Below are 22302 nucleotides of genomic sequence, written 5' to 3' on the forward strand. Positions count from 1 at the left end.
GGAAGGGGCGACGACCATGAAGCTGGTCACCAACACCCAGATCACCGTCGACGGCGTGATGCAGGCGAACGGGGGGAACAACCCCACGCTCGACCCCGGGTTCGAGCGGGGCGGCTGGGCGCTGCCGCTCGGTGACGACGAGTCCACCGCCTACATCGGCGACTGCTACCTGCGCGCCGACGCGTTCCTGTTCGGCCGGCGGACCTACGAGCTCTTCGCGGGGTACTGGGGGGTGCGCGACGACGCCGACAACCCGTTCGTCCGCGCCCTGAACTCCCGCCCGAAGTTCGTCGCCTCGACCACGATCACCGACCCGCAGTGGGCGGGCACGACCGTGCTGTCCGGAGATCTCGAGGCGTCCATCCGCGCCTTGAAGGCCCGGCCCGGCGGCGAGCTGCAGGTGCACGGCAGCGGCCAGCTGATCCGGTGGCTGCTCGAGCACGAGCTCGTCGACGAGCTGACGCTGATCGTCTGCCCGGTGATCGTCGGCGCGGGCACCCGCCTGTTCCCGGAGGACGGTCTCGACCACGCGCTCGACCTCGTGGAGTCGCGCAGGTTCCCGACGGGCATCCTCGCCCAGTCCTACCGGCCCTCCGGCCGCCCCCAGTACGCGTAGCAGGATGACCTCGGAGGTAGTGAGATGCAGTACTTCGTTTCCGTGATCGACCACCGGACGAGCTCCGGGACTGCCGAGGAGGCGGTGGCGATCGACGAGTTCAACGACAAGCTCCGGACCGGAGGCCACTGGGTGTTCGCGGGGGGCCTCGCCGCACCCGAGACCTCGACGGTCATCGACGGTCGAGGCGAGGCACCGATCTTCACCGACGGGCCGTTCGTGGAGTCGAAGGAGCACATCGCCGGCTTCTGGATCATCGACGCACCCGACCTCGACGCCGCGCTCGCGCTCATGGCCGAGGGGTCCAGGGCGTGCAACCGACGGGTCGAGGTGCGGCCGTTCCTGAGGTGACGGAGACGCTCGTCCGGGCCCACCAGGAGCAGTGGGCCCGGATGGTCGCCACGCTCGCCCGACGCTTCGGCGACCTCGACCTCGCCGAAGAGGCGGCCGCCGAGGCGTTCGCGACCGCCGTCGAGCGGTGGGCGGTCGACGGCGTCCCGCCCAACCCCGGCGGGTGGCTGACCACGACCGCGAACCGCAAGGCGATCGACCGGATCCGGCGGGAGAGCAAGCGCGACTCCTTGTACCGGGAGGCCCTGATGCTGTCCGACGTGGACCCGCCCGAGCCGCTCGGCGCCATCGACGACGACCGCCTCCGGCTGATCTTCACCTGCTGCCACCCTGCGCTGGCCATGGAGGCGCGGGTCGCCCTGACGTTGCGGATGGTCGGCGGGCTGACGGTGCCGGAGATCGCCCGCAGCTTCCTGGTGCAGGAATCCACCATGGGGCAGCGGATCACCCGAGCGAAGGCCAAGATCGCCGCCGCGCGCATCCCCTACCGGGTGCCGTCCCCGCACGACCTGCCCGCGCGCACCACCGGCGTGCTCGCCGTCCTGTTCCTCGTCTTCAACGAGGGCTACCTCGCGACGGGCCCCGACACCGACCCCGTGCGTCCCGGCCTGACCGCGGAGGCGATCCGGCTGACCCGCCTGGTCCGCACGCTGCTCCCCGAGGACGGCGAGGTGGCCGGACTGCTGGCGCTGATGCTCCTCACCGAGGCCCGACGCCCCGCCCGCGTCGCCGCCGACGGCGCGCTCGTCCCCCTCGCGTCGCAGGACCGCGACGCCTGGGACGGCGCGCTGATCGACGAGGGGCACCGCCTCGTGCGCGAGCGTCTGGCCTCCGGCGCCGCCCCCGGCCGCTACCAGCTGCTCGCCGCGATCAACGCCGTGCACACCGACGCGCGGGACGCCCGTGACACCTCCTGGCCGCAGGTGATTGCCCTCTACGACCAGCTGGTCCGCCTCGACCGCTCGCCGATCGTCGCCCTCAACCGCGCCGTCGCGGTCGCCGAGGTCGACGGCCCCGACGTCGCACTGGCCTCTCTCGACGCCCTCGGGGACGCGCTCGACGGGTACCACGCGTTCCACGCCACGCGTGCCGAGCTGCTGCGCCGGGTGGACCGTCGCGTCGAGTCTCGCGCGGCGTACGACCGGGCGATCGCCCTCGCTGGGAACACCGCCGAGACGGCTTTCCTGGCACGACGTCGGGACGAGCTCCGGGCGACCTGAGCGCTCGGCTGGATCGTCCAGCGCCGCGGCCCGCGACAGCTCGGTCAGTCGATCGTGAACGGCGCGGGGCCGCCTGCGACGAGGGTGCCGGGGCGGTCCGCGTGCGTCGGCGTGAGCCCGTCGCCGAAGAACGTCATCACCGCCCAGACCTCGTACTCGCCGGCCGGCAGCGGGTCGCCGTCGCCGGTGTTCGCATACTCGCCGACGCCGATCGTCGCGCAGTCGAAGGCGTTGGTCGTCGCGTCATAGTCCGCGTGGCCGCCGACGGGCAGGTCGGCCGCCAGCCCGATGTCGTCGTGACCGTCGAGGCCGCCGACGATGACGCCGTCGCGCGCGATCACCACCGTCGGGTGCCCGGTGGTCGCAGCGATGGCGCCGGTTCCGGTGTTCGTCGCACGGACGACGAGCTCGTCGCCTCCGGAGAGCACCTCCAGCCCCAGCGGCGCGGGGTTGCCCTCCTGCGACGCCAGCATCTCCAGGTCGTCCGTGGAGGCGCCGCACGCTGTGGGGTCCTGGACGACGGCCTCCCCGTCGGCCACCACGGTCACCGTCGTCACGGCGACGCCCCAGGCCCCGGCGACTGAGCCGCCGTCAGGCAGCAGCCCGACGGTCTGCGAGACGACCAGGTCGTAGGTGCCGGGCGCGACCTCCGGTGAACCGTTGCCGTTCGGGTACTGGTCGCACGACGCCAGCCCGAGGGACACGTCGCTGACCAGGGGCAGCGGCGCCACGGCGTAGTCGCCGCCCCACTCCTGGACGTGCTCCGGCTGCGGGACCTGCGGGCCGTCCTGCACCCCGACGACCACGCCGTCGCGCACGAGCGTCAGGTCCGTGCCGTAGACCCAGCCCTGGGCGGCCGCGTCGGCCGAGCTCGCCGTCACCGCCGCGGTCCACTGCCCGTGCACTCCGACACTCGTGGAGGCGTCGAGCAACGAGACATCGATCTCACCGTCCGCCGGGATCACGTCTGCCACCAGTTCACCGCACCGCCCGAACTGTCCCGGCCAGTCAGCCTGCCCGGCAGCGCTGGGCCCGTTCGCCAGCAGGAACGGCACCGCGACGACGACAGCCATGATGGCGACCCCCGCCACGACGACAGCGACGAGCCGACGTGCCGATCGCTGTGGGGGCTGGACGATGACCACGTCGTCCTCGACACCGCTCTCCACGTCGCCTCCTGTCGGTACCCCGTCTATGTCAGCGATCGCACGGATCTTGCGCTGACGGTCGTGAGTGTCCCGCCTCGGCAGTCACCGCATCGCGATCTTGACCGTTGACGCGGCACTTGTTTTTTGCAAGTGTGGACACCGTCCGCAGAACAGACCCACGAGAGGCGCCGACGATGACCGCGATGTTCGTGAACCTGCCCGTGACCGACCTGGAGCGCGCGAAGGCGTTCTACACGGCGGTCGGATTCGCTCCCAACCCCGCGATGTCGGACCACAACGGCGCCTGCTTCGTCGTCGAGGCCGACCACAGCTACGTCATGGTCCTGACGCGCGAGTACTTCCAGACCTTCACCGACCTGCCGATCGGCGACCCGGCAGCGAACCCGTCGGTCTCGACCGCCGTCTTCCTCGACAGCCGGGACGCGGTCGACGCGACCCTCGCGGACGGGCTCGCCGCGGGCGGCACGGAGCCGCACCCCGCCACTGACTACGGCTTCATGTACCAGCGCCAGCTCAACGACCCCGACGGCAACATCCTCGAGTTCGGCTGGTTCGACCCCGCCGCCGCAGCCCCGAGCACCGACGCGCTCGCCGACCAGCAGGCCTGAGCTCGGTGGCTGCACGCGACTACGGGCAGTACTGCGCCATCACGCAGGCCCTGGAGCTCGTCGGCGAGCGCTGGGCACTGCTGATCGTCCGTGACCTGCTCGTCGGGCCGCGCCGCTACGGAGAGCTCGCCGCGGGGCTCCCCCGCATCCCGAGCAACATCCTGGCGGCGCGGCTCAAGCAGCTGCAGGAGGCCGGCGTCATCCGCCGGGTGCCGCGCTCGCGCATCATCATCTACGAGCTCACGCCGTACGGGCACGAGCTCGAACCCGTCGTGCTCGCGCTCGGCGCCTGGGGCTTCAAGTCGATGGGCGACCCGCGCGACGAGCAGATCATCACCCCCGACGCGATGACCATGACCCTGCGCACCGCGTTCCGCCCGGAGGTCTCCGCCGACCTGCCCACGACCGCCTACGCCGCGCGCCTCGGTCCCGCCGAGCTCCTCATCCGCGTCGACGGCCCCACCCTCGACGTGACGCGCGGCGACGGACCGGTCGACCTAGCGTTCGCCGCCGGCCCCGACATCCGTCGGCTCATCTCGGGCGAGCTCGCCCCCGATCGCGCCATCGCGACCGGCGTCGTGGAGGTGCTGCGCGGACCGGGGAACCTCCTCGACCGCTTCGCGAGCACGTTCCACCTGGCCGCCTGAGCTCCTACCGGCGCACCGGTCCGAGCCAGCGCGGCACCCGCCGCCGGTACTCGTCGTACGGCGCACCGAACCGCTCGTGCAGGAACCGCTCCTCGGGGAGGATCGCGCCCCACAGGAGGAGCAGCACGGCGGCCGGGAACAGCACGAGCCCCCAGAACGTGGGCGCCAGCAGCGCCAGACCGACGTAGAGCGCGAGCAGGCCGACGTACAACGGGTTCCGGGAGAGCCGGAACGGCCCTTCCTCGATCATCGCGTTCGTGTCCTGCCCCGGCAGCAGCCCGGTCCGGTGCCGGCGGAACAGCCACAACGCCCAGCCGTTCCACCCGACGAACACGATCACCAGCGCCCAGCCGAGCGGAACCCGCCACCCGCCCAGCTCGACCGAGTCACCCCATGCCACCGTGGCCAGCCAGCCGACCAGCAGCGGCGCGCCGACCGCGACCGGCGGCCAGAGCCGGAACGACACGACTCCCGAAGGACTGTGCGCCATCCCGTCATTGTCGCGGCTGATCATCTCCTCCAGCCTCAGCCGCCTCCTCGCTGGTACTTCGAGGCCAGGTACTCCTCGACCCACGTCCTGCTGGAGAGCCACTGACCGCTCTCGGTTCGCTGGGCCTTGAGTCGTCCGCGCTGCGCGGCCGCGCGCAAGGCGACGGCATTGAGCTCGGGAGTCGCCAGCGATGGCAACGGCACCAGGCGCGCGGGGCCGGCCAGGGCGGGGACGACGAAGCGCAGGACGTTGTCGAGGACGGCGCGCGCGATCTGCTCGCCCAGCGGTCCGACATTGCCTGCGTCTGCCTGCCGCAGCGCCGTGAGGTACTTGCGCCGCTCACGGTTCTGGATGATCGCCGGCGCGTATCCGAGGCGGCACAGCACGAGGTTGAGCAGGAGACGACCGGTACGACCGTTGCCGTCGATGAACGGGTGGACCTGCTCGAAGCCGACGTGAATCGCGGCAGCGGCCTCCATCGGGTGCGCCTCCGAGCTGCGGATCGTGTTCACCGAGTCGAGCCAGTCACGGATCCTCGCATCGATCAGAGCCCAGGACGGTGGCTGCATGCCTCCCGGAGACGGGTGGATGTCGTGCTCACGAAAGCTGCCGGGGCCTTCGTTCGGTCCCGCGTCCGGGTGCGGCGAGACGCCCCACACCGGCGTCATCGCCATGGAGTGCACGTGGCGCACCTCGGTCAGTGTGAGGAGCTCACCGTCGCCGTCGAGCTCTGGGGCGAGCGCCTGCCCGTACACCCACGCAGCCGCATCGGCGTAGCCCCGGACCTCCATGTAGTCCTTGAGCTGCTTGTCGCCGACGGCGAGGCCGTCGTGCAGGAGCTGCTCGACCTCCTTGAGGACCAGCGTGTTGCCCTCGATCGCGGTCGAGTTGTGCGCGTCGTGGACCCACAGCTCGTCCCAGATGGCGCGGGCTTCAGCCGGGGACGGCAGCCCCCCGAGTCGCTGCTGCACGTCGGAGAGCGTGTCGTCGAGCAGCCTGTAGAGCGCCTCGCGGCTCATACGACCTGGGCCACCGGTGCGCCGCATCGAGGTCGAGCGGTCCTCGATATTGTCGCGTTCCGCCATATCGAATGGTAACACGACAAACATTGGTGGTCGTGTCGTCGCTCTTCGAAACAAAACACGACAACATGTTGGAGCCTGGGCGCTACACGCTGGCTCAGCTCACGCCCTCGGCGGCGAGCGCGTCGGTCAGCAGCCCGACCAAGGTCTCCAGCTGCACGTCCGTCGACGAGGTGACGTCCTCGTCGCCCGCCCCGTCCAGCGCCCGGGCGGCGAGCCCGGACTTGGCGTCGATCAGCTCGGCGATCTTCGAGTCGATGGTCTGCGCGGCGATGATCCGCCACGCGGTGACGGGCTCGTCCTGGCCGATGCGGTGGATCCGGTCGATGGCCTGGGTCTGCTCGGCGTGGGTCCAGGACAGCTCGGCCAGCACCAGGTTGGAGGCCACCTGGAGGTTCAGCCCGACGCCAGCGGCTGTCAGGGAGCACACGACGATCTGCACGTCAGGGTCGTCGACGAACGCGGCGATGTTCTTGTTGCGCGTCCGGGTCGTCTGCTCGCCGCGGATCGAGGCGTAGCGGATGCCGCGGTCGGCGAACGTCTGCTCGGCCTGGTCCATCACGTCGATGTGCTTGGCGAAGAACACGACCTTGCCGACGTTGCGGGCCAGCTGCGCGGCATAGTCGGCGGCCAGCCCGGCCTTGGCCTGACCGATCCGACGAACCATCGTGAAGACGTTCTCGCCCCCGGCCTTCGAGCTCGAGTCCTTCAGCTCCGCGGCAGCCACCCGGCGGACGAGCTCGTCGTCGATCTCGTCCTCGCCGGCCCCACCGGACCGCACGTCCACGGCCGACCTGTATCGAGCGACCATCTGCGCTGCGAGCGCGGCCTCGGCGGCACGGATCGAGCGGCCGACGGCGCCGTCGAGCTCGACCGGCAGGTCCGCGACCCGGCGAGCGGGGATGTCGGCAACCACGTCCACTTTGCGACGACGCACGATGCCCATGTCGATCACGCTGGCCCGCGCGGCGGCGTAGAACCCGGGGTCGGCCGGGGTCAGCCCGGTCTCCTCGAGGGCCGTCATCAGTGGTCCGAGCGGCTTGGAGTCGTCGATCCAGCCGAGGAACTGCCAGATCGCCCGGAAGTCCTCGATGTCGTTGATCAGCGGCGTGCCGGTGAGCGCCATCATCAGCGGTCGCGCGACGCGCTCGCGGATCCGCTCGGAGAGCGCCAGGACGTGCTGCGAGCGCTGCGAGCTCTTGTTCTTGATGAAGTGCGCCTCGTCGACGACCATCCCGCGGAACCCGTGGTCGCCGAGCCAGCCGACGTGCCGGTCGAGCAGCTCGTAGTTCACGATGACGACGTCCGCGAACCCGTCCATCCGGTCGCCGTCGCCATGGACCACGGTCGACCGTCGGAACGGAGTCCAGAGCCCCACCTCGTGCGCCCAGTTCGTCTTCACGACGTTGGGCACCACGACGAGCAGCGGGTAGGCGTCGGCCGCCTGGGCGGCGAGCAGCGCCTGCGCCGTCTTCCCGAGCCCGGGCTCGTCGGCGAGCAGGAACGTGCGATGGCCGGTGATCGTCGCCGCGACGACCTGGGCCTGGTGCGGCATCAGCTCCCGCCCGGCCGGAGTGGGCACCCGGCGAGGCTCGGGCAGCGTCATGCACGCGGGTGCACCGGTGGCGGCGCGCTCGAAGGAGTTGAAGAGCGGGTCGAGCAGCTCCCAGCCGGCCAGTCGTCGCGCCTGCGTGGCGGTCCGCTGGGCGGCGGCCTCGTAGTCCGGGGCGAGGAAAGGGTTCGCCAGCTGACGCGAGATCACCGACCTCGGCACCACCTTCGGGGCGGCGGAGGGCGCCGGCGCAGCCTTCTCGACGGGCGCGAGCTCCTCCGGCGGCTCCAGCCCGCCCGCGCGCATCAGCGTCGCCTTGTAGGCGAGTGCCGCGTCGGAGACCCGGGCCTCCTCCGCGAGCAGCTGGAGCAGCGACGTGTCCCGGGCGGCGGTCTTGGCCAGCTGCGTCGCGACCCCATCGAGCCGCTTGAGCTGCTGGGTGCGCCGCGACTCGGACAGGTCCTTGTCCGCCTTCACCCTCGCGCGCTCTTCCCGCACGAGGAGTGCCACGACCTGGAACTTCGTGCGATCCGCCGGCCGCATCGGGGGTCGCTGCACAGCGCGGTCGACCTGCCCGGCGACCTCGGCGAGCACCGGGATGATCCCCTGCTCGGTCGGACGCGTTGTCTGGCGGCGCTGCGTACCCGGGTCCGTGCGCGCGCGACCAGAGCCGCGTCGGCCTGCTCGTGCCACATCCCCTCCTTCGCCAGCGTTCACACCACTACTGCGGCTGCCCGTCCCGGGCGCACCCGAGCGGTTCGAGCGTCGGCCACCTGACCTCTGGGCCCGGACGCACGGATCGGCTCGCGCGCAGCGTCTCCACTCGCGCGGCCTCAAAGCTCGCGCCGATCCCGACGTGTCACGCCGCCGGACTACCTCGTCAGCACCGCGGGAGCGCGGCCGTGGCCTCGCTCGATCGCCGGAGCACCTGGAGCCTACCGCCGAGTACCTCGCCAGTCAGGGCGATGCCGAAGAAGCGGCTTAGTCGTCTTGACGAATGCCCGACGAGACTGGCCGACCCGAGTCATGACCTCGGCGGCCCTGGGAGTGACGCCGTCTGGTGCGTCCTGCTGACCACACGCTGACGAGGCCAACTCGCTCGCCGTCGGCCTCCTCCTGCTCCGCACCCCTAGCGGGTAAGGCCAGCCATCTGCTGCCAGCCGCGAGCGCGCCTCCCCGTGGCGCGTTTCGACGTCAGGTGCCACGCACGACACGAGACACATTGGTGCACGGCGACCGGGGCGGCCAAGCCGCGGGCGCGCTGCCGGCGGGCGATGTAGCGAAGAGAAGTCCCAGCGATGCGTGCGTTCGGATAGGAGACCTTGGAGCAGTCCGACATGAGGGGTGGCCTTCATGAAGGATGCGCGCTGGCTAACGTCCAGTCCGCACCAGGGTCTGCCTGATATGCGCGACGCCCGGGAGTGGCTTATGCCTTGACCGAGCAAGGCTACCGCTTTGCTCGGCTGATTGGCCGCGCACTCAGCACGTCAACCAGGCAGGCGATACCCCCGACTCACCACGAAAACCTTTGACCGGCCAACGGACGCGGACGAAGGTCGAACTCATGCATTCAGCCATCGGCTTCTCCGGCGACGCGGACGACGTCGCCCAGAGAAGATTCTGGTTCGGACCGCCCGACAGCGGGGCACCCTCCGCTATTGGCGTGAGCGGTGTCATCGGACGATCCACCGACGTGGCGATCCTCCTCGTCGGCCTTGCTCGCTATACCGCCGGGCTCCAGATCGAGCTGGCAATCCGGTGTCGTATCGATCCCGACCTCGGCGATCGCATGCTCTCGTCGGTCGGGGGACTGTTCGCCGGCGTGGAATTCGCCGATGGACGTGCCGTCGCCGTGGGCGGGCGCTACAGCCGGAACAACAGGTCGACAGCCGACCAGAGCGTGCTTACTCATTGGGGCGGTGGTGGTGGCCGCGAGTGGTCGAGCACCCTGTGGTTGACCCCAGCGCCGCCGCCCGGAGATCCGGTGCTCGTCGTCGCCGACCCGGCCTTGGCGTGGACGAGTCGAGTTGCACCGTGGATGCCGAAGCGCTGCGAGCGGCGGTCGAGACGGTTGAGGTCTTGTGGCCGCGCGAGCCAGATCAGGCGTACCCGGCCATTCAGCCGCCACCGCTCGACGTACCGCCCGGGGGCTGGTTCGAACGGGTACTTCCGGCGGTAAAGACCGCCGAAGGTGGCCGAACCTGCGGCGGGACCGTGGTGCCCCGTGACAGATGATCCTCGGACACACCACCGCGACGATGACGATGGACCTCTACGGCCACCTGTTTCTCCGAGGCACCGTGGGTTGCGATGGAACGGATGCCAATGCTCCCCGAGCCGCCGACGCGGGAGGTCCAAACCCCGGCAGGATGAGTGAATGACGATCCCGCGCCTCGGACACTCGGATAGCGCCGAGCTTGCGATCCACAAACTCTTGGCTCAAGCCGCTCGACGACTTACCCTCCCGACGCCCCCTCGTGAGGCGATCTGTCGGCCTGTGACCACAGAGTGAACGGCGGAGTGAGAGTCCGAGCTACGGCCGTGCGATGGGCTTCCGACGACTTCCCCGGCTGGATTCAGGCGGTCGTGCTCGACGCCCATGGTCGCCGGCATCAGATCGTTGAGAAGGTCCCAGTACTGACCTCGCTCGTCATCACGGCCGACTCATCACTCCCGATTGAATTCTGGCTAAGCGCCGAGATGGAAAGCATCCGCGGCGACGAAGTCGCAGTCTCGTTCAGTCACGGCGTGGCGACGACCGATGGCGTGAAGGAGCTGACGATCTCGTCAGCCGACGTCCTCGGGCTCTGAGTCCCTGGTGCACCGACCTGGTGCCGTCGATGGGTGCCTGCTGACCACGAGGCACCTGCAAGCCCCGCAGCGGAGTCATCCACTGCAGCCGCCCGGCCCCTGACCTGCACCAACACACCGTGCGCCTGGGCAGATTCGAACTGCCGACACCCGCTTTAGGAGAGCGGTGCTCTATCCCCTGAGCTACAGGCGCGCAGAACCTGGCAGACGTGCGATCACTGCCGTGGTGGTCCTGGCGAGCGCCGCGCTGCCCTCCCAGGAGGGCCTCACGGACGCTGGCAGCCTACCGGAGAGGCGGTCGGGAGCGGCCGCGACCATGCGCGTGTGCGCAGGCTCTTGGCAGACCCGCCCACCACCCGCCAGAGTCGTGACATGTCCACGGCCGGACCACTCCCCGCCAGCTTCGAGGGTGCCGTCCTCGTCCCAGACGACCCCGAGTACGACAGAGCGCGAGCCGTCTGGAACGGCGCCGTCGACCGTCGCCCCCAGTACGTCGTGCGGTGCGCCGGCACGGACGACGTGCGCGCCGCAGTGAGGGTCGCTCGCGAGCTCGGTCTGCCGATCGGTGTGCGCGGTGGCGGGCACAGCGCCGCGGGGTGGGCGGTGCCCGACGGCGGTCTGATGATCGACCTCACAAGGATGCGGGGCGTCGTCGTCGACCCGGGTGCACGCACGGCGCAGGTGCAGGGCGGGGCGCTGCTCGGGTCGCTCGATGCCGCCGCGCAGCCGTTCGGACTGGCGACGACGGCGGGGATCGTGTCGCACACGGGCATCGGCGGGCTGGCGCTCGGTGGGGGCGTCGGGTGGCTCGGTCGGCAGTTCGGTCTGACCTGCGACAACGCGCTCGGGTTCGAGGTGGTGACGGCTGACGGGGAGCTCGTCCGTGCGACGGCCGACGAGAACCCCGACCTGTTCTGGGGGCTGCGGGGTGGTGGCGGGAACTTCGGTGTCGTGACGCGTTTCGACCTCACGCTGCACGACGTCGGCACGCAGGCCCTCGTCGCCGAAGTGGACCTCGACCCGGCGCGTGGGCTCGACGCGCTCCGGACGTGGCTGGCGAAGTCCGACGATGCGCCGCGGCGCGCGACCCTCTTCGCTGAGGTGCGCGCCGCGGGGCCGCTCACGCTCGGGTTCGTGTGGATCGGCCCGCCCGACGACGCAGTGCCGTTGATCGCGCAGCTCGACGTCCTCGGCAAAGCACAAGCCAGACGAGTCGCGCCGATCAGCTACCTCGACCTGCAGCGGCAGTCGGACGTCGGCGCGGCGCACGGCTACCGGCGCTACGCCAAGAGCCACTACGTCCAGGAGCTCCCCGACGCGGCGCTCGAGGCGTTCCTCGACCACACCGAGGCGGACGTGGGGGCGGCGAGCCTGACCGCGTACGGCGGTGCCATCGCGGACGTCGACCCGGGGACGACGGCCTTCGCGCACCGCGACACGCGGTTCGAGTACGACGTCGGCGCCAAGTGGGAGGACCCGGCGGACGACGAGCGCCACGCGGCGACGTGCCGGCGGCTCGCCGCGACGATCGCGCCCTGGAGCGTCGGTGTGTACGTCAACGCGCTCGGGGCCGAGGGTGCCGCGGGAGTGCATCGTGCCTACGGAGACGCCACGTACACGCGACTACAGCAGCTGAAGTCAGCCTGGGACCCCGACAACACCTTCCGGCTCAACCAGAACATCCCGCCGGCCTGACGACGTCACCCGTAGAAGCTCTTCAGCGCCTCGAAGACGAGGATCGCGGGCCAGACGATCGCCTTCGGGATAGCGAGGACGAAGTCCCAGAAGTTGTCCCCGGCCGAGAAGTAGTAGATCGCGGCACCGAAGAAGCCGATGCCGTAGACCGCGCCACCTCCGGCTGCGCCGCCGGCTGAGCTCTTGGACGTCATCTCGACCCCTTCACCGAAGCACTGCCGAGAGCCCCTCGCGCGAGTGGACCCCGGTCTTGGCGAACACCCTAGCCAGGTGGGAGTCCACCGTACGGACGGACAGGGTCAGGCGGGAGGCGATGGCGCGGCTGGTCAGGCCACCGGCGGCGAGGGCGGCGATCTCCTGCTCGCGGCGGGTGAGCGACACGATGGTCTCGATGGGCGGCAGCCAGAGGCCGCAGCGGTTGAGGTCGCGCTCGGCGATGCGGACGAGGTCGTCGTCGCCGGCGTACTGGGCCTGGACGTGCCGGACGATCGCGGCGGCGCGGGGGCCGTCGACCAGCGGGGCGAGCTCGCGGACGCGGCGGAGGACCTCGGGGTCGACGCCGCGGGGGCGGGTGCCGGGGGCACGGCGGTCGGCGGAGCGGTGCAGGGCTTCCAGCTCGATGCGTAGGAGTCCTCGGTCGCGGGCCCAGCCGGCGAGGGCGCGGGCCTCGTCGACGGCGTCGGGGTCGCGGAGCCAGGCGAGGGTGTCGGCGCGCAGGAGCTGGACCTCGCCGTCGACACCTGCCATCGCGCGGGCGGCGGCGTCGGCGTTTCGGGCGAGCAGCGTGCGGGCGGTGACGGCGTCGCCGGTGGCGGCTGCGGCAAGGGCCTCGGCGGCCAGGCTGTAGACGGCGACGCCGCCCAGGTCCGTGTGGCCGTGGCGGGCGCTGGCGGCGTGCAGGTCCGCGTTGGCCTGCATCCAGGAGCCGCGCGCGATGCCGATCAGGCCGCGGGTCACGTGCACGGCGACCCAGTCGACGGCGGCGTTGCTCTCCTGATCGAGGGCGTCGACGACGCGCTCGGCGGTGGTGACATCGCCGGACCACAGCGTGGTGAGGAACGCCGCGACGGCGACCTCGCCGCGACCCCACCGGTACTGGTCATGGTGGGCGCCGGCCAGCTGGGCGGAGCGGGCGGCCAGGTGGGCGGCGTCGGCGAACCGTCCGGACTGCGCGAGGCCGACGATCGTGGGGGCGGCCAGCGGGACCGCTGAGCTGCCGGCCGACGAGTCGAGCAGCACGGCGCAGGCGTCGTCGAGCCGTGGGCGTCCGCCGTAGCCGAGCCGGGTCAGCCGGGCGGTCGCGAGCTCCCGCAGGCCGCGGGCGGCGTGCTCGCCGGTGCGGTCGAGGATCCACCGGGCCGCGACGTCGAACGAGACGAGCGCCTGGTCGAGGGCGCCGTCGCGGTGGTACGCGATCCGGGCGCGCAGGGCCGTCGCCGCGACCATGAGCCGCACGGTGGGCGCATCGGGCCGGGTGGTCGCCCAGAGCGTCTCGAAGACGTCGGTCAGGTCCCGTGCCGCCCGCCCGGCGTCGTCCAGGTGCCACCACGCGTCGGCGCGCTGCAGCGCCAGCGCGGCTCGGCGCAGGTCACCGGGCTGCGTCCGGCGCAGCGCTGACGTGAGCAGGCGGACGGCGGTGTCGGGCTGCTGCAGCTCGAACGCGGCGTCGACCGCCGCGTCGAGCCGGGCGGGTTCCACGGCCAGGTCGCAGTCGAGCGCCAGGGCGACGGACCGGACCAGCGCGGCGCCGCTGCGGTGCCCGCTGTTGGCCAGGCCTGCGACGCGTTCGAGCACCTCACGACGACGCGCCCGCGGGACCCCCGAACGGACGGCCTCGGCGTAGAGCGCGTGCGCGAGGTCGACCGTGACGTCCCCCTCCCCGGCGACCGTCAGCCGCGGGGACAGGGAGACGAGCCCGACGCGCGACAGCTCCTCGACCACCGGGCGGGACACCATGTCGAGCAGGACGCTCAGCGAGACGGGGCAGACGAGCGCCGCGATCTCCAGGGCAACGCGCGCGTCCCCGCTGAGCCGGGACATGTCGTGCGCGACGACGTCGAGAAGCCGTCGGCCCGGCGTCGCGCCACCGACCCACACCCACGCCCCGCCCTGCTGCTCGAGGGCGCCGCCCAGCCGGTCGGTGCGCACCACCTCGCCCAGGTGGAACGGGTTGCCGGAGGTCTCGGACCACACGCGGCGGACCGTGTCGAGCGTGACCTGGCCGCCGAGCTCGCCCACCAGCCACTGCTGCACCTCGGCGAGCGTGAACGGTGGCACGTCGATGCGTTCGACGACGTCGTCCTTCCACAGCTCCAGCCACGGCGACTGCGACACGGCCGACGACCGGGCCGTCGCCACCAGCTGGACCTCGTGCTGCTGCACCATCCACGCGAGCGCCTGGCTGCTAGCCCGGTCGAGCAGGTGCGCGTCCTCGACCCGCAGGATCACCGGACCGCCGCGGGAGCGCGCGCGCAGCGAGTCGGCCAGGGCGTCGACGGCCCGCGCGAAGCTGCCCAGCGAGCTGATCGCGACGTCACCCAGCAGCGGCTCGAGCGCACCGAGCGGGATGCCCGCCGGGCAGGTGGCGCCGGAGACGCTCACGACCGTCGGCATCGGCGACGTGGGCGTGCCGATCCACAGGTGCGCCAGCGCGGCCGTGACCAGGTGCGTCTTGCCCACCCCGGCATCGCCGACGACGAGCACGCTGCGGCCGGCCTGCACCTCGGCACGGACCTGCTCGGTGAGGGGCCGGACCACGAGTGTCCGTCGCGCCACGGCACCCAGGCTCTCGGGCAGGGCTGTCGTCGTCGACGACGAGACCTCGGCGTTTGCCGCCACAGCCGCTCCACTCACCGATGAGCACCAGGACCCTCGCCCCCTGCCGTCTGCGGTGGCATTGCGCGAGTCACAACGAGCTTGTCGGTTCGCACCTTATGCGCGCTTTGCGTCCAGTTTCAAACCTCGGTGAAACCTCGGTAGCGATTACCGATGCCGCACGGACATACCCGTCCTTACCGTGGCGATCGACACACCCGCGTCGCAGCGTTCCCGTGCAGGTCAGGTGCAGGTCGGCTCAACGGGGCGCACCGAGCAGAGGATGGCCAGTGCCTACTTACACCGCGCCCGGCGTCTACGTCGAAGAGATCCCCTCGACCCAGAAGGTGCTGGCGTCCGCCCCCACCGCTGTGGCCGCGTTCGTGGGGTTCACGGAGCGAGCGCCGCTGGATGACCCGAACGACCCGCAGGGCCTCGCCCCTCGGCTCGTGACCAGCTGGAACCAGTTCGAGAGCCTGTACGGCGGGTTCGTCGAGGGTGCGCTGCTGCCCCTCTCCGTCTACGGCTACTTCCTGAACGGCGGAAGCCTCGCCTACATCGTCCGCGTGCCCAACGCCGAGCCGTCGGGCGAGCCCGCTCGCCTGGAGCTGCCGGCCGCGGACCGCTCGCTCGGCCTGCCCATCTCGGTGGAGTCCGTGGAGCCGGACGCCAACCTTGCGGTGGTCGTCGAGACGGCCGAGGTCGCCGACGACCACGACGGGCCGGCACCGTTCAGCATCACGATCGTCGACGGCGGTGAGGCCGTGGAGAGCTACGACGACCTCACGCTCGGCGGCCCGCGCGACGCTGCGACGGTCATCAACAAGACGTCGACGCGCGTCAAGGTGGAGATCAAGCTCGCCGACGACGTCGACCTCAAGAGCCAGCTCGAGCTGCTCAAGCCCGGCGCGTACGCCCTCGAGCAGGCCGCCGCCAAGCCGGTCCCGGTCAACGGCCGCAAGTTCGCCGGGTCCGAGTCCGCCCGCACCGGCATCGCCGGCCTCGCGATCGCCGACGACGTGACGATCGTGCTGGTCCCGGACCTGGTCACGGCCGCCACCAAGGCGGACGGCACCCTGGACCTGGGCCTGTGGAAGGCGGTGCAGACCAGCCTCATCGCGCACTGCGAGCTGCACGCCAACCGGGTCGCCATCCTCGACGCGCCCCCCGGGCTGTCGCCTCAGTCCGTCAAGGAGTGGCGGACTGACACGGCCCAGTTCGACTCCGCGTTCGCCACGCTCTACTACCCGTGGATCAAGGTGGAGAACCCCACCGGCTCCAACGGCAACTCCGAGATCCTCATCCCGCCGTCCGGCCACGTCGCCGGCGTCTGGGCGCGGACCGACGAGACGCGTGGCGTGTGGAAGGCCCCGGCCAACGACACCATCCGCGGGGTCCTGGACGTGGAGCGCTCCATCACGCAGGCGGAGCAAGGGGTGCTCAACCCGCTCGGCATCAACGCGATCCGACCGTTCGGCCAGCGCGGCATCCGCATCTGGGGCGCCCGGACGCTCACCTCGGACACCGACTGGACGTACATCAACGTCCGCCGGCTGTTCAACATGATCGAGGCGACGATCCTCGAGGGCACCCAGTGGGCCGTGTTCGAGCCCAACGACGTGGCCCTGTGGGAGGGCGTCAAGCGCACGCTCAACGCGTACTTGCGTGGGCTGTGGTCGGCGGGCGCCCTGTTCGGCGCCAGCGCGGACCAGGCGTTCTTCGTCCGCTGCGACGAGACCACCAACCCGCCCGAGTCCGTCGACGCGGGCAAGCTCGTCGTCGAGGTGGGCATCGCGCCCGTCAAGCCGGCCGAGTTCGTGATCTTCCGGATCAGCCAGAACAAGCAGATCGCGTCCTGAGCGCGCCCCCTCACCGACCAAGGAGCACGTAGATGCCGAACGACCTGATCGCCGTCGATCCGATCATCGCCCAGAACTTCTTCCTGGAGATCGACGGTTCCGTCGTCACCATCCTCGCCTCGGTGTCCGGACTGGACGTCGAGATGGAGGTGGCCACCACCCAGCAGGTGGGCAAGGACGGGAAGTCCCAGACCGTCAAGACGCTGGCCGGTCGCAACAAGGCGCCCGACCTCTCGCTGGTCCGCATGGCACCGCCGGACTCCACGCAGGACAAGATGTGGGGCTGGTTCAACGACATCATGAGCAAGGGCATCCTGCAGTCGGACCGGACCAACAACCGCAAGAACGGGTCGATCGTCATGTACGACTCGACCCACGTCGAGGTGGCGCGGTTCAACTTCACCAACGGCTGGCCCAGCAAGATCTCGACCGACCAGCTGAGCGTCGACTCGAACGACCCGGTGAAGGAGACCATCACCCTCACCATCGAGTCGCTCGCCCGGATCAAGTGAGCCTCAAGACCCGCTACGAGTTCACGCTCCCCCGGGGGTACGTGGACCGCGACGGCGGACTCCACCGGGACGGTGTCATGCGCCTGGCGACGGCGCGCGACGAGCTGGAACCCCTGCGCGACCCCACGATCAGCGGCCCGGACGACCCGCGGCTGACGATCGTGGTGCTCGCGCGGGTGGTGGAGACGCTGGGGTCGCTCGACCTGGTCACGCCGCACGACATCGAGGGTCTCTTCGCGGCGGACCTGGCGTACCTGCAGGACTTCTACGGCGTGATCAACTTCGGGTCGCAGGAGGAGTTCGACGAGTTCGTCGCCGCGCAGCAGGGGGCTGGACCGCTGCCGGGATCGGAGCCTGTCGTGGCGGCACCGATCCCGGCAGAGGTTCCCGACGAGGTCCCGACCCCGGTGCTCAGCCGTCCCGGCCGGGCGTCGATCGAGGAGATCCGGACCGAGGCCCGGTAGGACCCATGCTGCGCTACCCCACCGAGGCGCTCTGGCAGGAGATCGCGTTCCTCGCGTACCACCTGCACTGGCCGATGGACGAGCTGCTCGACCTCGAGCACCTGGACCGCGTCCGCATGGTGCGTGCCGTGTCGGCCATGAACGCCCGAGCGTGGGAGGCGGTGAGGGAGAGTGCCTGAGGAGCCGCTGGGCGGCGATCTCCCCGTCGCCGCCAACTTCGTGTTCGAGGTGGACGGCGTCGAGATCGGCGCGTTCAAGGAGATCACCGGCCTGCAGATGACCGTCTCCACCCACGAGTACGTCGAGGGCGGCCAGAACCAGTACGTGCAGCAGTTCCCGGGGGTCATCCGGTGGCCGCACCTGGTGTTCAAGCGCGGGCTGGTGAACTCCGACGCCCTGTTCACCTGGGTGGGCAAGTCCTCCGGCGAGGGGTTCGCCGGCAACCAGAACAAGCTCACGCGGTCCACGGGTGCCGTGACGGTCCTCGGCAACAACGGCGAGCGCCTGCGGTCCTGGGAGTTCGAGGGCGTGTTCGCGGTCTCGTGGAGCGGGCCGACGCTCAGCGCCGACATCGCCGACTCCCTCACGGAGACCCTCGAGGTCGCGCACAACGGCTTCCGGGCGAAGACGCTGTGACGACTCCCTCTGTGTCCTCGACCGACGACCCGCGCACCCGGCTGGGTCGGGCGATCGGGGTCCGGCTGCGTCGGCCCGGACCTGTGCTCGGGCACGCGCGCCCGTCGCCGATCGGGTCGCTCGCGTCGTCGTCCGCGCGGTTCTCCGAGGGGTGGGGGCGCTCGGTGGCCGTCCGCCGGTCACTCGTGGGGCCGGCGGCCTCGGTGTCGGTCGGCTCCGGCCCGGCGAACGTGCAGCCCCCGCGGTGGTGGTCCGACGTGACGGTCGCGCGGTCCTTTGCTGTCGAGCCTTCTCCACGTGGGCTGCCGCGCATGCTCGCGCGCGTCCCCGACCAGGCCAGCTACCGTCCCGGCGGCAGCACCACGCGCCTGGCCCCGACGACCATCCCCGTCCGCGTCTCCGAGGACGTGCGCGCCGCCGGGACGATGACCATGACGTCCGACTCCCGCGTCATGCGCACCCCCGCGACCCGCGCCGGACCGCCCGCACGACCGGGGAACGACGGGGGGCCCGGACGAGCGTCGTCCGCCGTGACAGGTGACCGGGCTCCCTCCGCTGCGACGCTCCCTCCCGGATCCAGCGCCCGGCCCGCACCGTCCGGCCGGCTGCTGCGTCGCCGCGCTCTCGCCACCGCCACGGCCGACTCGCGGCGCGCTGCGACGTCCTTGCGGTCGGCCGCCGGGGGTGCAGCAGCGCGCGCACGTCCCTCGGCGGCAGCCGGCGCCTCCTCGACGGTCGCACCGTCCGGCGCTTCGGTCGCACCCGCACCGGCGACGGGTGTCACGGATGCGATTCGACGGTCGCCCTCCGGAGCAGCCCCGACGCCCGGTGCTTTGCCGCGACCGACGACGATCACGCCGCCGGGTGTCGCCACTGGCGTGGGGATGGGGCCGGTTACTTCGACGAGCCCACAGATGCCACACCCGGGATCCGCCAGTCCGCACGCGCCGACGAACGCGAGCGCCGCTTCGACGGGCCCGACGTCGGCACCCTCGAGCTCCGCCATGGACGTGCGGCGCTCATCCCTGGACGCGGGAGCGCTCGCACCCAGCGCAACCGCACCGACGGACACGTCCAGTGCCACTCGTCCGTCCCCCTCCGCCGGTCCGACCACGACAGGTCCGTCCCCCTCCCCCGGTCCGACCACGACAGGTCCGACCGGTCCGTCACTCTCCGGGGGTGCACCGGGTGCGCTGGACGCTGCAACGGACGCCGAACTCGGCACCTTGCGCCGAACTCGGCAGCTGCAACCACCGAGTTCGGCGCTAAGTGCCGAGCTCGGCGTCGCGACTGCTAGTTCCAGTACGGAGAGCGCGTCCGGTAGTCCGGCGGACATGCGCGGGGGGCGCGGCGGACCATCGGCTCCTGAACTGGACCTTGCCGCGCACCCGGCCGAAGTCTCCGCGGGGGCTGGGACGACCATGGCGCTGTTCGCCGGGCCGCCCGTCGGGTCGTCGACGGACCAGCCGCTGCCCTCTCACGCGCACCGGCCGCTGGCCAGCGCAGTGCGGCGCACGCTGGCGCGACGGATCTTCCAGTCGCACGGCACGCTGACCGACCCGACCGCACGGGTCCGCCGCTCGGTCGCACCGACCTCCGCGGCGGTTGCCGCCGTCGCCGCAGACTCCGCTGCGTCCAGCGACGCGAGAGCGGGCGCCGGGTCTTCTGCGCGGGTTGCCGGACCGGCTGGGCTGGGCCGCCGAGCCACCGGCGCACCGGCGAGCTCGGGCGCCGACGGCCGCGCGGCGGCGTCGTCGGCCACCGCGCATGCGGCGACGTCGAACGGTGTGTCGCGAAACGGCGCGGCGGGCGGCACGTCGATGGGCACCTCGTCGCCCACCGGCACCGCCACGCCGACTGCACTGAGCCGGGCGGCTGCGGCACCGGGCGCCGCACCCAGCTCCTCGTCCGGCCGACCCGGCGCGTCGGGGTCCTCGGGCACCGGCGGCACGACAGCCGTGTCGGGGTCCTCGGGGACCGCCGGCACGTCAACAGCCGCGTCGACGTCGCGAAACTCGGCGCAGGGCGGTGCATCATCTGCCGCGTCGTCGACGGGCATCTCGGCGACGTCCGGGTCGGCGACGGCCGCCGCAACTCCCGCCACATCTCCCGCCACGTCGGCATCCAGCGCGTCGGGGACGTCCAGGGCGGCGGGAGCATCGCCGTCGGGGGCGGGATCGAGTTCGGGGTCTGGGTCGGGTTCGGGGTCGGGTTCGGCGGCGGGGTCTGGGTTGGGTTCGGCGTCGGCGTCCAGCGCGTCGGGCAAGTCCGGGTTGACCGGAGGGTCGGGGTCGGGGTCGGGGGCGTCGGGCGTATCGGGGTCGGGGGCGTCGGCTTCGAGTGGCGCATCACCGGCCGCGTCGGCGTCGTCGGGCACATCGGCGACCGGCGGCACCTCGGCGGCCGCTCGAGCGGGCGCAGACGGGACGGCGTCCGCCGCGTCGGCGTCGGAGGTCGCTGGACCGTCCGCCACGTCGGGCGCCACCGGTTCGCCGGTCGCGATGGGCGCGGGAGCGGCCTCGAGGTCATCCGCGGCAGCGAGTAGCGGGACCCGGGCGGCCTCCGTGCGCAGATGGATGACCGGCTCGGCGGCGGGCGCGGACGGATGGTCGAGCGACGGCCTCGCGAGCGCTCCTGCTGCGGAGGGGCGGCTGCCCGGGACCGGTCACCGGCGTGCGAGTCATCACCGCACGCGTCCGTCGGGGTTCGGCCTGGGCATCGAGGGGGTCGACGTGCGCCGGACCGTCGGTCCGGTCGGTCCCGGGGCAGCGCCCGTCGGAGACCACCGTGGCGGCTACGCACCGCCGACCGGTGCCGCGGCCGCGTACGCGTCGGCGAACCGGGCAGTGTCTGGCGCGTGGAGACCGACCAGCCCGTCGAGCGCCGGCACACGCAGCCCGGCGAACCCGTCGGGCGCCGGCACGCGCAGCCCGGTGAGCCCGTCGGCAGCCGGCGGGTGGAACCCGGCCAACGCGAGCGGCGTCCCCGGGGGCGAGCAGCAGCGGTTGATCGCCGGGCCGGGCCACGCGCTGCGCCTCATGTCTCCGACCGTCGTCGCCGCTGCTGGCGGCGCGTCGGCCGCGGGGGCGTCGATCCTCTCGGCGACATCGCCGGTCCGCCGCCGGGTGGGGTCGCCGTCCGCCAGAACTGCGGACACGGCCGCAAGGACGGGCTCTGCGGGCACTGCCGCCACGGCTGCCAGTCCCGCCGGCAGGACGACGACCGGCGCCGGAAGCTCGAGATCCGCGGGCACCACCGCGACCGCCTCGACCACGAGCCGGTCGCCGCACGCGACGGGTGTCCCGGGCGGGTACGACTCCATCTCCCGGTCACGCGCAGCGGGCGGAACGACAGGCCGCGCTGCCGACCGCCCGTCAGACCGCGCCGGCGTTCTGGCACTGAGCAGTACCGGCGTCCCGGCCATGAGCCGCGCGGGCGTCGGCACACCGGGTGCGCCGACGGTCGGCCTCCCGCCGGGTGCGGCCGTGCGCAGGTCGGCTTCACGCCACACGCCGTGGAGCCCAAGCGGCGCGCAGGCGTGGACCCCGTCGCTCGCGGGACGGAGCGTCGCGCCGCCTCCGATTCCGGCGAGCGGAGCGAACCCGCCGCAGCTGCCCTCGTCGTGGAACGTCCTGCCACCGCGCACGGTGGTACGGCGCTCGCCTGCCCACGACGGTCCGCCGGTGCCCTCGTCGGCGATGGCGACCGCGCTGGCGACCAGGACGAGCACGACCGCACCCATGACCTTCGGCGCTCCTGCCGGCTCGCCGCACGTG

22 protein-coding genes and 1 tRNA gene are annotated in these 22302 nt (G+C 71.9%); 13 read left to right on the top strand and 10 right to left on the bottom strand.

The features are described from left to right. Window positions 1–16: 16 nt before the first annotated feature. Genes J2X26_RS01740 through J2X26_RS01750 form a run of 3 tightly spaced genes read left to right on the top strand, consistent with a single transcriptional unit; the run spans window position 17 to window position 2187 of the window. Window positions 17–616, top strand: a complete 600-nt coding sequence (locus J2X26_RS01740; RefSeq protein ID WP_307489277.1) for a dihydrofolate reductase family protein — start codon at window positions 17–19, stop codon at window positions 614–616. Window positions 617–640: 24 nt separating this feature from the next. Further along, window positions 641–967 (top strand): YciI family protein, encoded by a 327-nt coding sequence (locus J2X26_RS01745; protein ID WP_307489278.1) that lies wholly within the window; start codon window positions 641–643, stop codon window positions 965–967. A gap of 41 nt (window positions 968–1008) precedes the next feature. After that, a complete protein-coding gene (locus tag J2X26_RS01750) occupies window positions 1009–2187 on the top strand; it encodes an RNA polymerase sigma factor (RefSeq protein ID WP_307490686.1) in 1179 nt (392 codons plus the stop codon). 44 nt (window positions 2188–2231) lie between these two features. Here the strand turns inward: J2X26_RS01750 and J2X26_RS01755 are convergent, their stop codons facing one another. Next, window positions 2232–3356 carry a hypothetical protein gene (locus tag J2X26_RS01755; RefSeq protein ID WP_307489280.1) on the bottom strand — a complete coding sequence of 375 codons (1125 nt, stop codon included), beginning with the start codon at window positions 3354–3356 and terminating at the stop codon, window positions 2232–2234. Between the two features lie 173 nt (window positions 3357–3529). Between J2X26_RS01755 and J2X26_RS01760 the strand changes: the two genes are divergently transcribed. Together J2X26_RS01760 and J2X26_RS01765 are read left to right on the top strand one after the other, a co-directional pair. After that, a complete protein-coding gene (locus tag J2X26_RS01760) occupies window positions 3530–3964 on the top strand; it encodes a VOC family protein (protein ID WP_307489282.1) in 435 nt (144 codons plus the stop codon). A gap of 5 nt (window positions 3965–3969) precedes the next feature. Next, window positions 3970–4611, top strand: a complete 642-nt coding sequence (locus J2X26_RS01765) for a winged helix-turn-helix transcriptional regulator (RefSeq protein ID WP_307489284.1) — start codon at window positions 3970–3972, stop codon at window positions 4609–4611. 4 nt (window positions 4612–4615) lie between these two features. On the opposite strand, the gene J2X26_RS01770 is transcribed toward J2X26_RS01765, so the two are convergent. From J2X26_RS01770 to J2X26_RS01780, 3 genes are read right to left on the bottom strand one after another with little or no spacing between them, the layout of a single operon-like run. Further along, window positions 4616–5101 (bottom strand): methyltransferase family protein, encoded by a 486-nt coding sequence (locus J2X26_RS01770; RefSeq protein ID WP_307489286.1) that lies wholly within the window; start codon window positions 5099–5101, stop codon window positions 4616–4618. Window positions 5102–5136: 35 nt separating this feature from the next. Then, complete coding sequence (locus tag J2X26_RS01775; protein ID WP_307489288.1) at window positions 5137–6240, bottom strand: Fic family protein; 1104 nt, start codon at window positions 6238–6240, stop codon at window positions 5137–5139. A gap of 40 nt (window positions 6241–6280) precedes the next feature. Then, complete coding sequence (locus J2X26_RS01780) at window positions 6281–8428, bottom strand: DEAD/DEAH box helicase (RefSeq protein WP_307489290.1); 2148 nt, start codon at window positions 8426–8428, stop codon at window positions 6281–6283. A gap of 871 nt (window positions 8429–9299) precedes the next feature. Between J2X26_RS01780 and J2X26_RS01785 the strand changes: the two genes are divergently transcribed. After that, complete coding sequence (locus J2X26_RS01785) at window positions 9300–9914, top strand: hypothetical protein (protein ID WP_307489291.1); 615 nt, start codon at window positions 9300–9302, stop codon at window positions 9912–9914. 362 nt (window positions 9915–10276) lie between these two features. Beyond that, a complete protein-coding gene (locus tag J2X26_RS01790) occupies window positions 10277–10546 on the top strand; it encodes a hypothetical protein (RefSeq protein WP_307489293.1) in 270 nt (89 codons plus the stop codon). Window positions 10547–10666: 120 nt separating this feature from the next. Here the strand turns inward: J2X26_RS01790 and J2X26_RS01795 are convergent. Then, a tRNA-Arg gene (locus J2X26_RS01795) sits at window positions 10667–10739 on the bottom strand. 179 nt (window positions 10740–10918) lie between these two features. On the opposite strand from J2X26_RS01795, the gene J2X26_RS01800 reads away from it, so the two are divergent. Beyond that, window positions 10919–12241, top strand: coding sequence for an FAD-binding oxidoreductase (locus J2X26_RS01800; protein WP_307489295.1), 1323 nt, complete (start codon window positions 10919–10921; stop codon window positions 12239–12241). Window positions 12242–12246: 5 nt separating this feature from the next. Here the strand turns inward: J2X26_RS01800 and J2X26_RS01805 are convergent, their stop codons facing one another. Then, window positions 12247–12435, bottom strand: coding sequence for a hypothetical protein (locus J2X26_RS01805; RefSeq protein WP_307489296.1), 189 nt, complete (start codon window positions 12433–12435; stop codon window positions 12247–12249). A gap of 10 nt (window positions 12436–12445) precedes the next feature. Then, window positions 12446–15079 carry a LuxR C-terminal-related transcriptional regulator gene (locus J2X26_RS01810; protein ID WP_307489297.1) on the bottom strand — a complete coding sequence of 878 codons (2634 nt, stop codon included), beginning with the start codon at window positions 15077–15079 and terminating at the stop codon, window positions 12446–12448. Between the two features lie 266 nt (window positions 15080–15345). Here J2X26_RS01810 and J2X26_RS01815 point away from each other — a divergent pair, with 266 nt between their 5' ends. From J2X26_RS01815 to J2X26_RS01835, 5 genes are read left to right on the top strand one after another with little or no spacing between them, the layout of a single operon-like run. Then, complete coding sequence (locus tag J2X26_RS01815) at window positions 15346–16914, top strand: phage tail sheath family protein (protein ID WP_307489299.1); 1569 nt, start codon at window positions 15346–15348, stop codon at window positions 16912–16914. Between the two features lie 32 nt (window positions 16915–16946). After that, a complete protein-coding gene (locus J2X26_RS01820) occupies window positions 16947–17426 on the top strand; it encodes a phage tail protein (protein ID WP_055917234.1) in 480 nt (159 codons plus the stop codon). Beyond that, window positions 17423–17890, top strand: coding sequence for a hypothetical protein (locus tag J2X26_RS01825; protein ID WP_307489301.1), 468 nt, complete (start codon window positions 17423–17425; stop codon window positions 17888–17890). Before J2X26_RS01820 ends, J2X26_RS01825 begins: the two co-directional genes overlap by 4 nt. Before the next feature lie 5 nt (window positions 17891–17895). Continuing rightward, the gene (locus J2X26_RS01830; RefSeq protein ID WP_186814811.1) at window positions 17896–18069 is read left to right on the top strand and encodes a DUF6760 family protein; all 174 of its coding nucleotides are present in this window, start codon (window positions 17896–17898) and stop codon (window positions 18067–18069) included. Next, entirely contained in the window at window positions 18062–18526 is a 465-nt protein-coding gene (locus tag J2X26_RS01835; RefSeq protein WP_307489304.1) for a phage tail protein, read from the top strand. Before J2X26_RS01830 ends, J2X26_RS01835 begins: the two co-directional genes overlap by 8 nt. 340 nt (window positions 18527–18866) lie before the next feature. On the opposite strand, the gene J2X26_RS01840 is transcribed toward J2X26_RS01835, so the two are convergent. The 3 genes from J2X26_RS01840 to J2X26_RS01850 all read right to left on the bottom strand — a co-directional run bounded on the left by J2X26_RS01840 (window position 18867) and on the right by J2X26_RS01850 (window position 22268). Beyond that, window positions 18867–19310, bottom strand: coding sequence for a hypothetical protein (locus J2X26_RS01840; RefSeq protein ID WP_307489305.1), 444 nt, complete (start codon window positions 19308–19310; stop codon window positions 18867–18869). A 693-nt stretch (window positions 19311–20003) separates the two neighbouring features. Then, a complete protein-coding gene (locus J2X26_RS01845) occupies window positions 20004–20903 on the bottom strand; it encodes a hypothetical protein (protein ID WP_307489306.1) in 900 nt (299 codons plus the stop codon). Between the two features lie 417 nt (window positions 20904–21320). Further along, a complete protein-coding gene (locus J2X26_RS01850) occupies window positions 21321–22268 on the bottom strand; it encodes a hypothetical protein (RefSeq protein WP_307489307.1) in 948 nt (315 codons plus the stop codon). Between the last annotated feature and the right edge of the window lie 34 nt (window positions 22269–22302).

The sequence above is a fragment of the Cellulomonas humilata genome, assembly GCF_030814415.1.
GTDB lineage: Bacteria > Actinomycetota > Actinomycetes > Actinomycetales > Cellulomonadaceae > Cellulomonas > Cellulomonas humilata_A.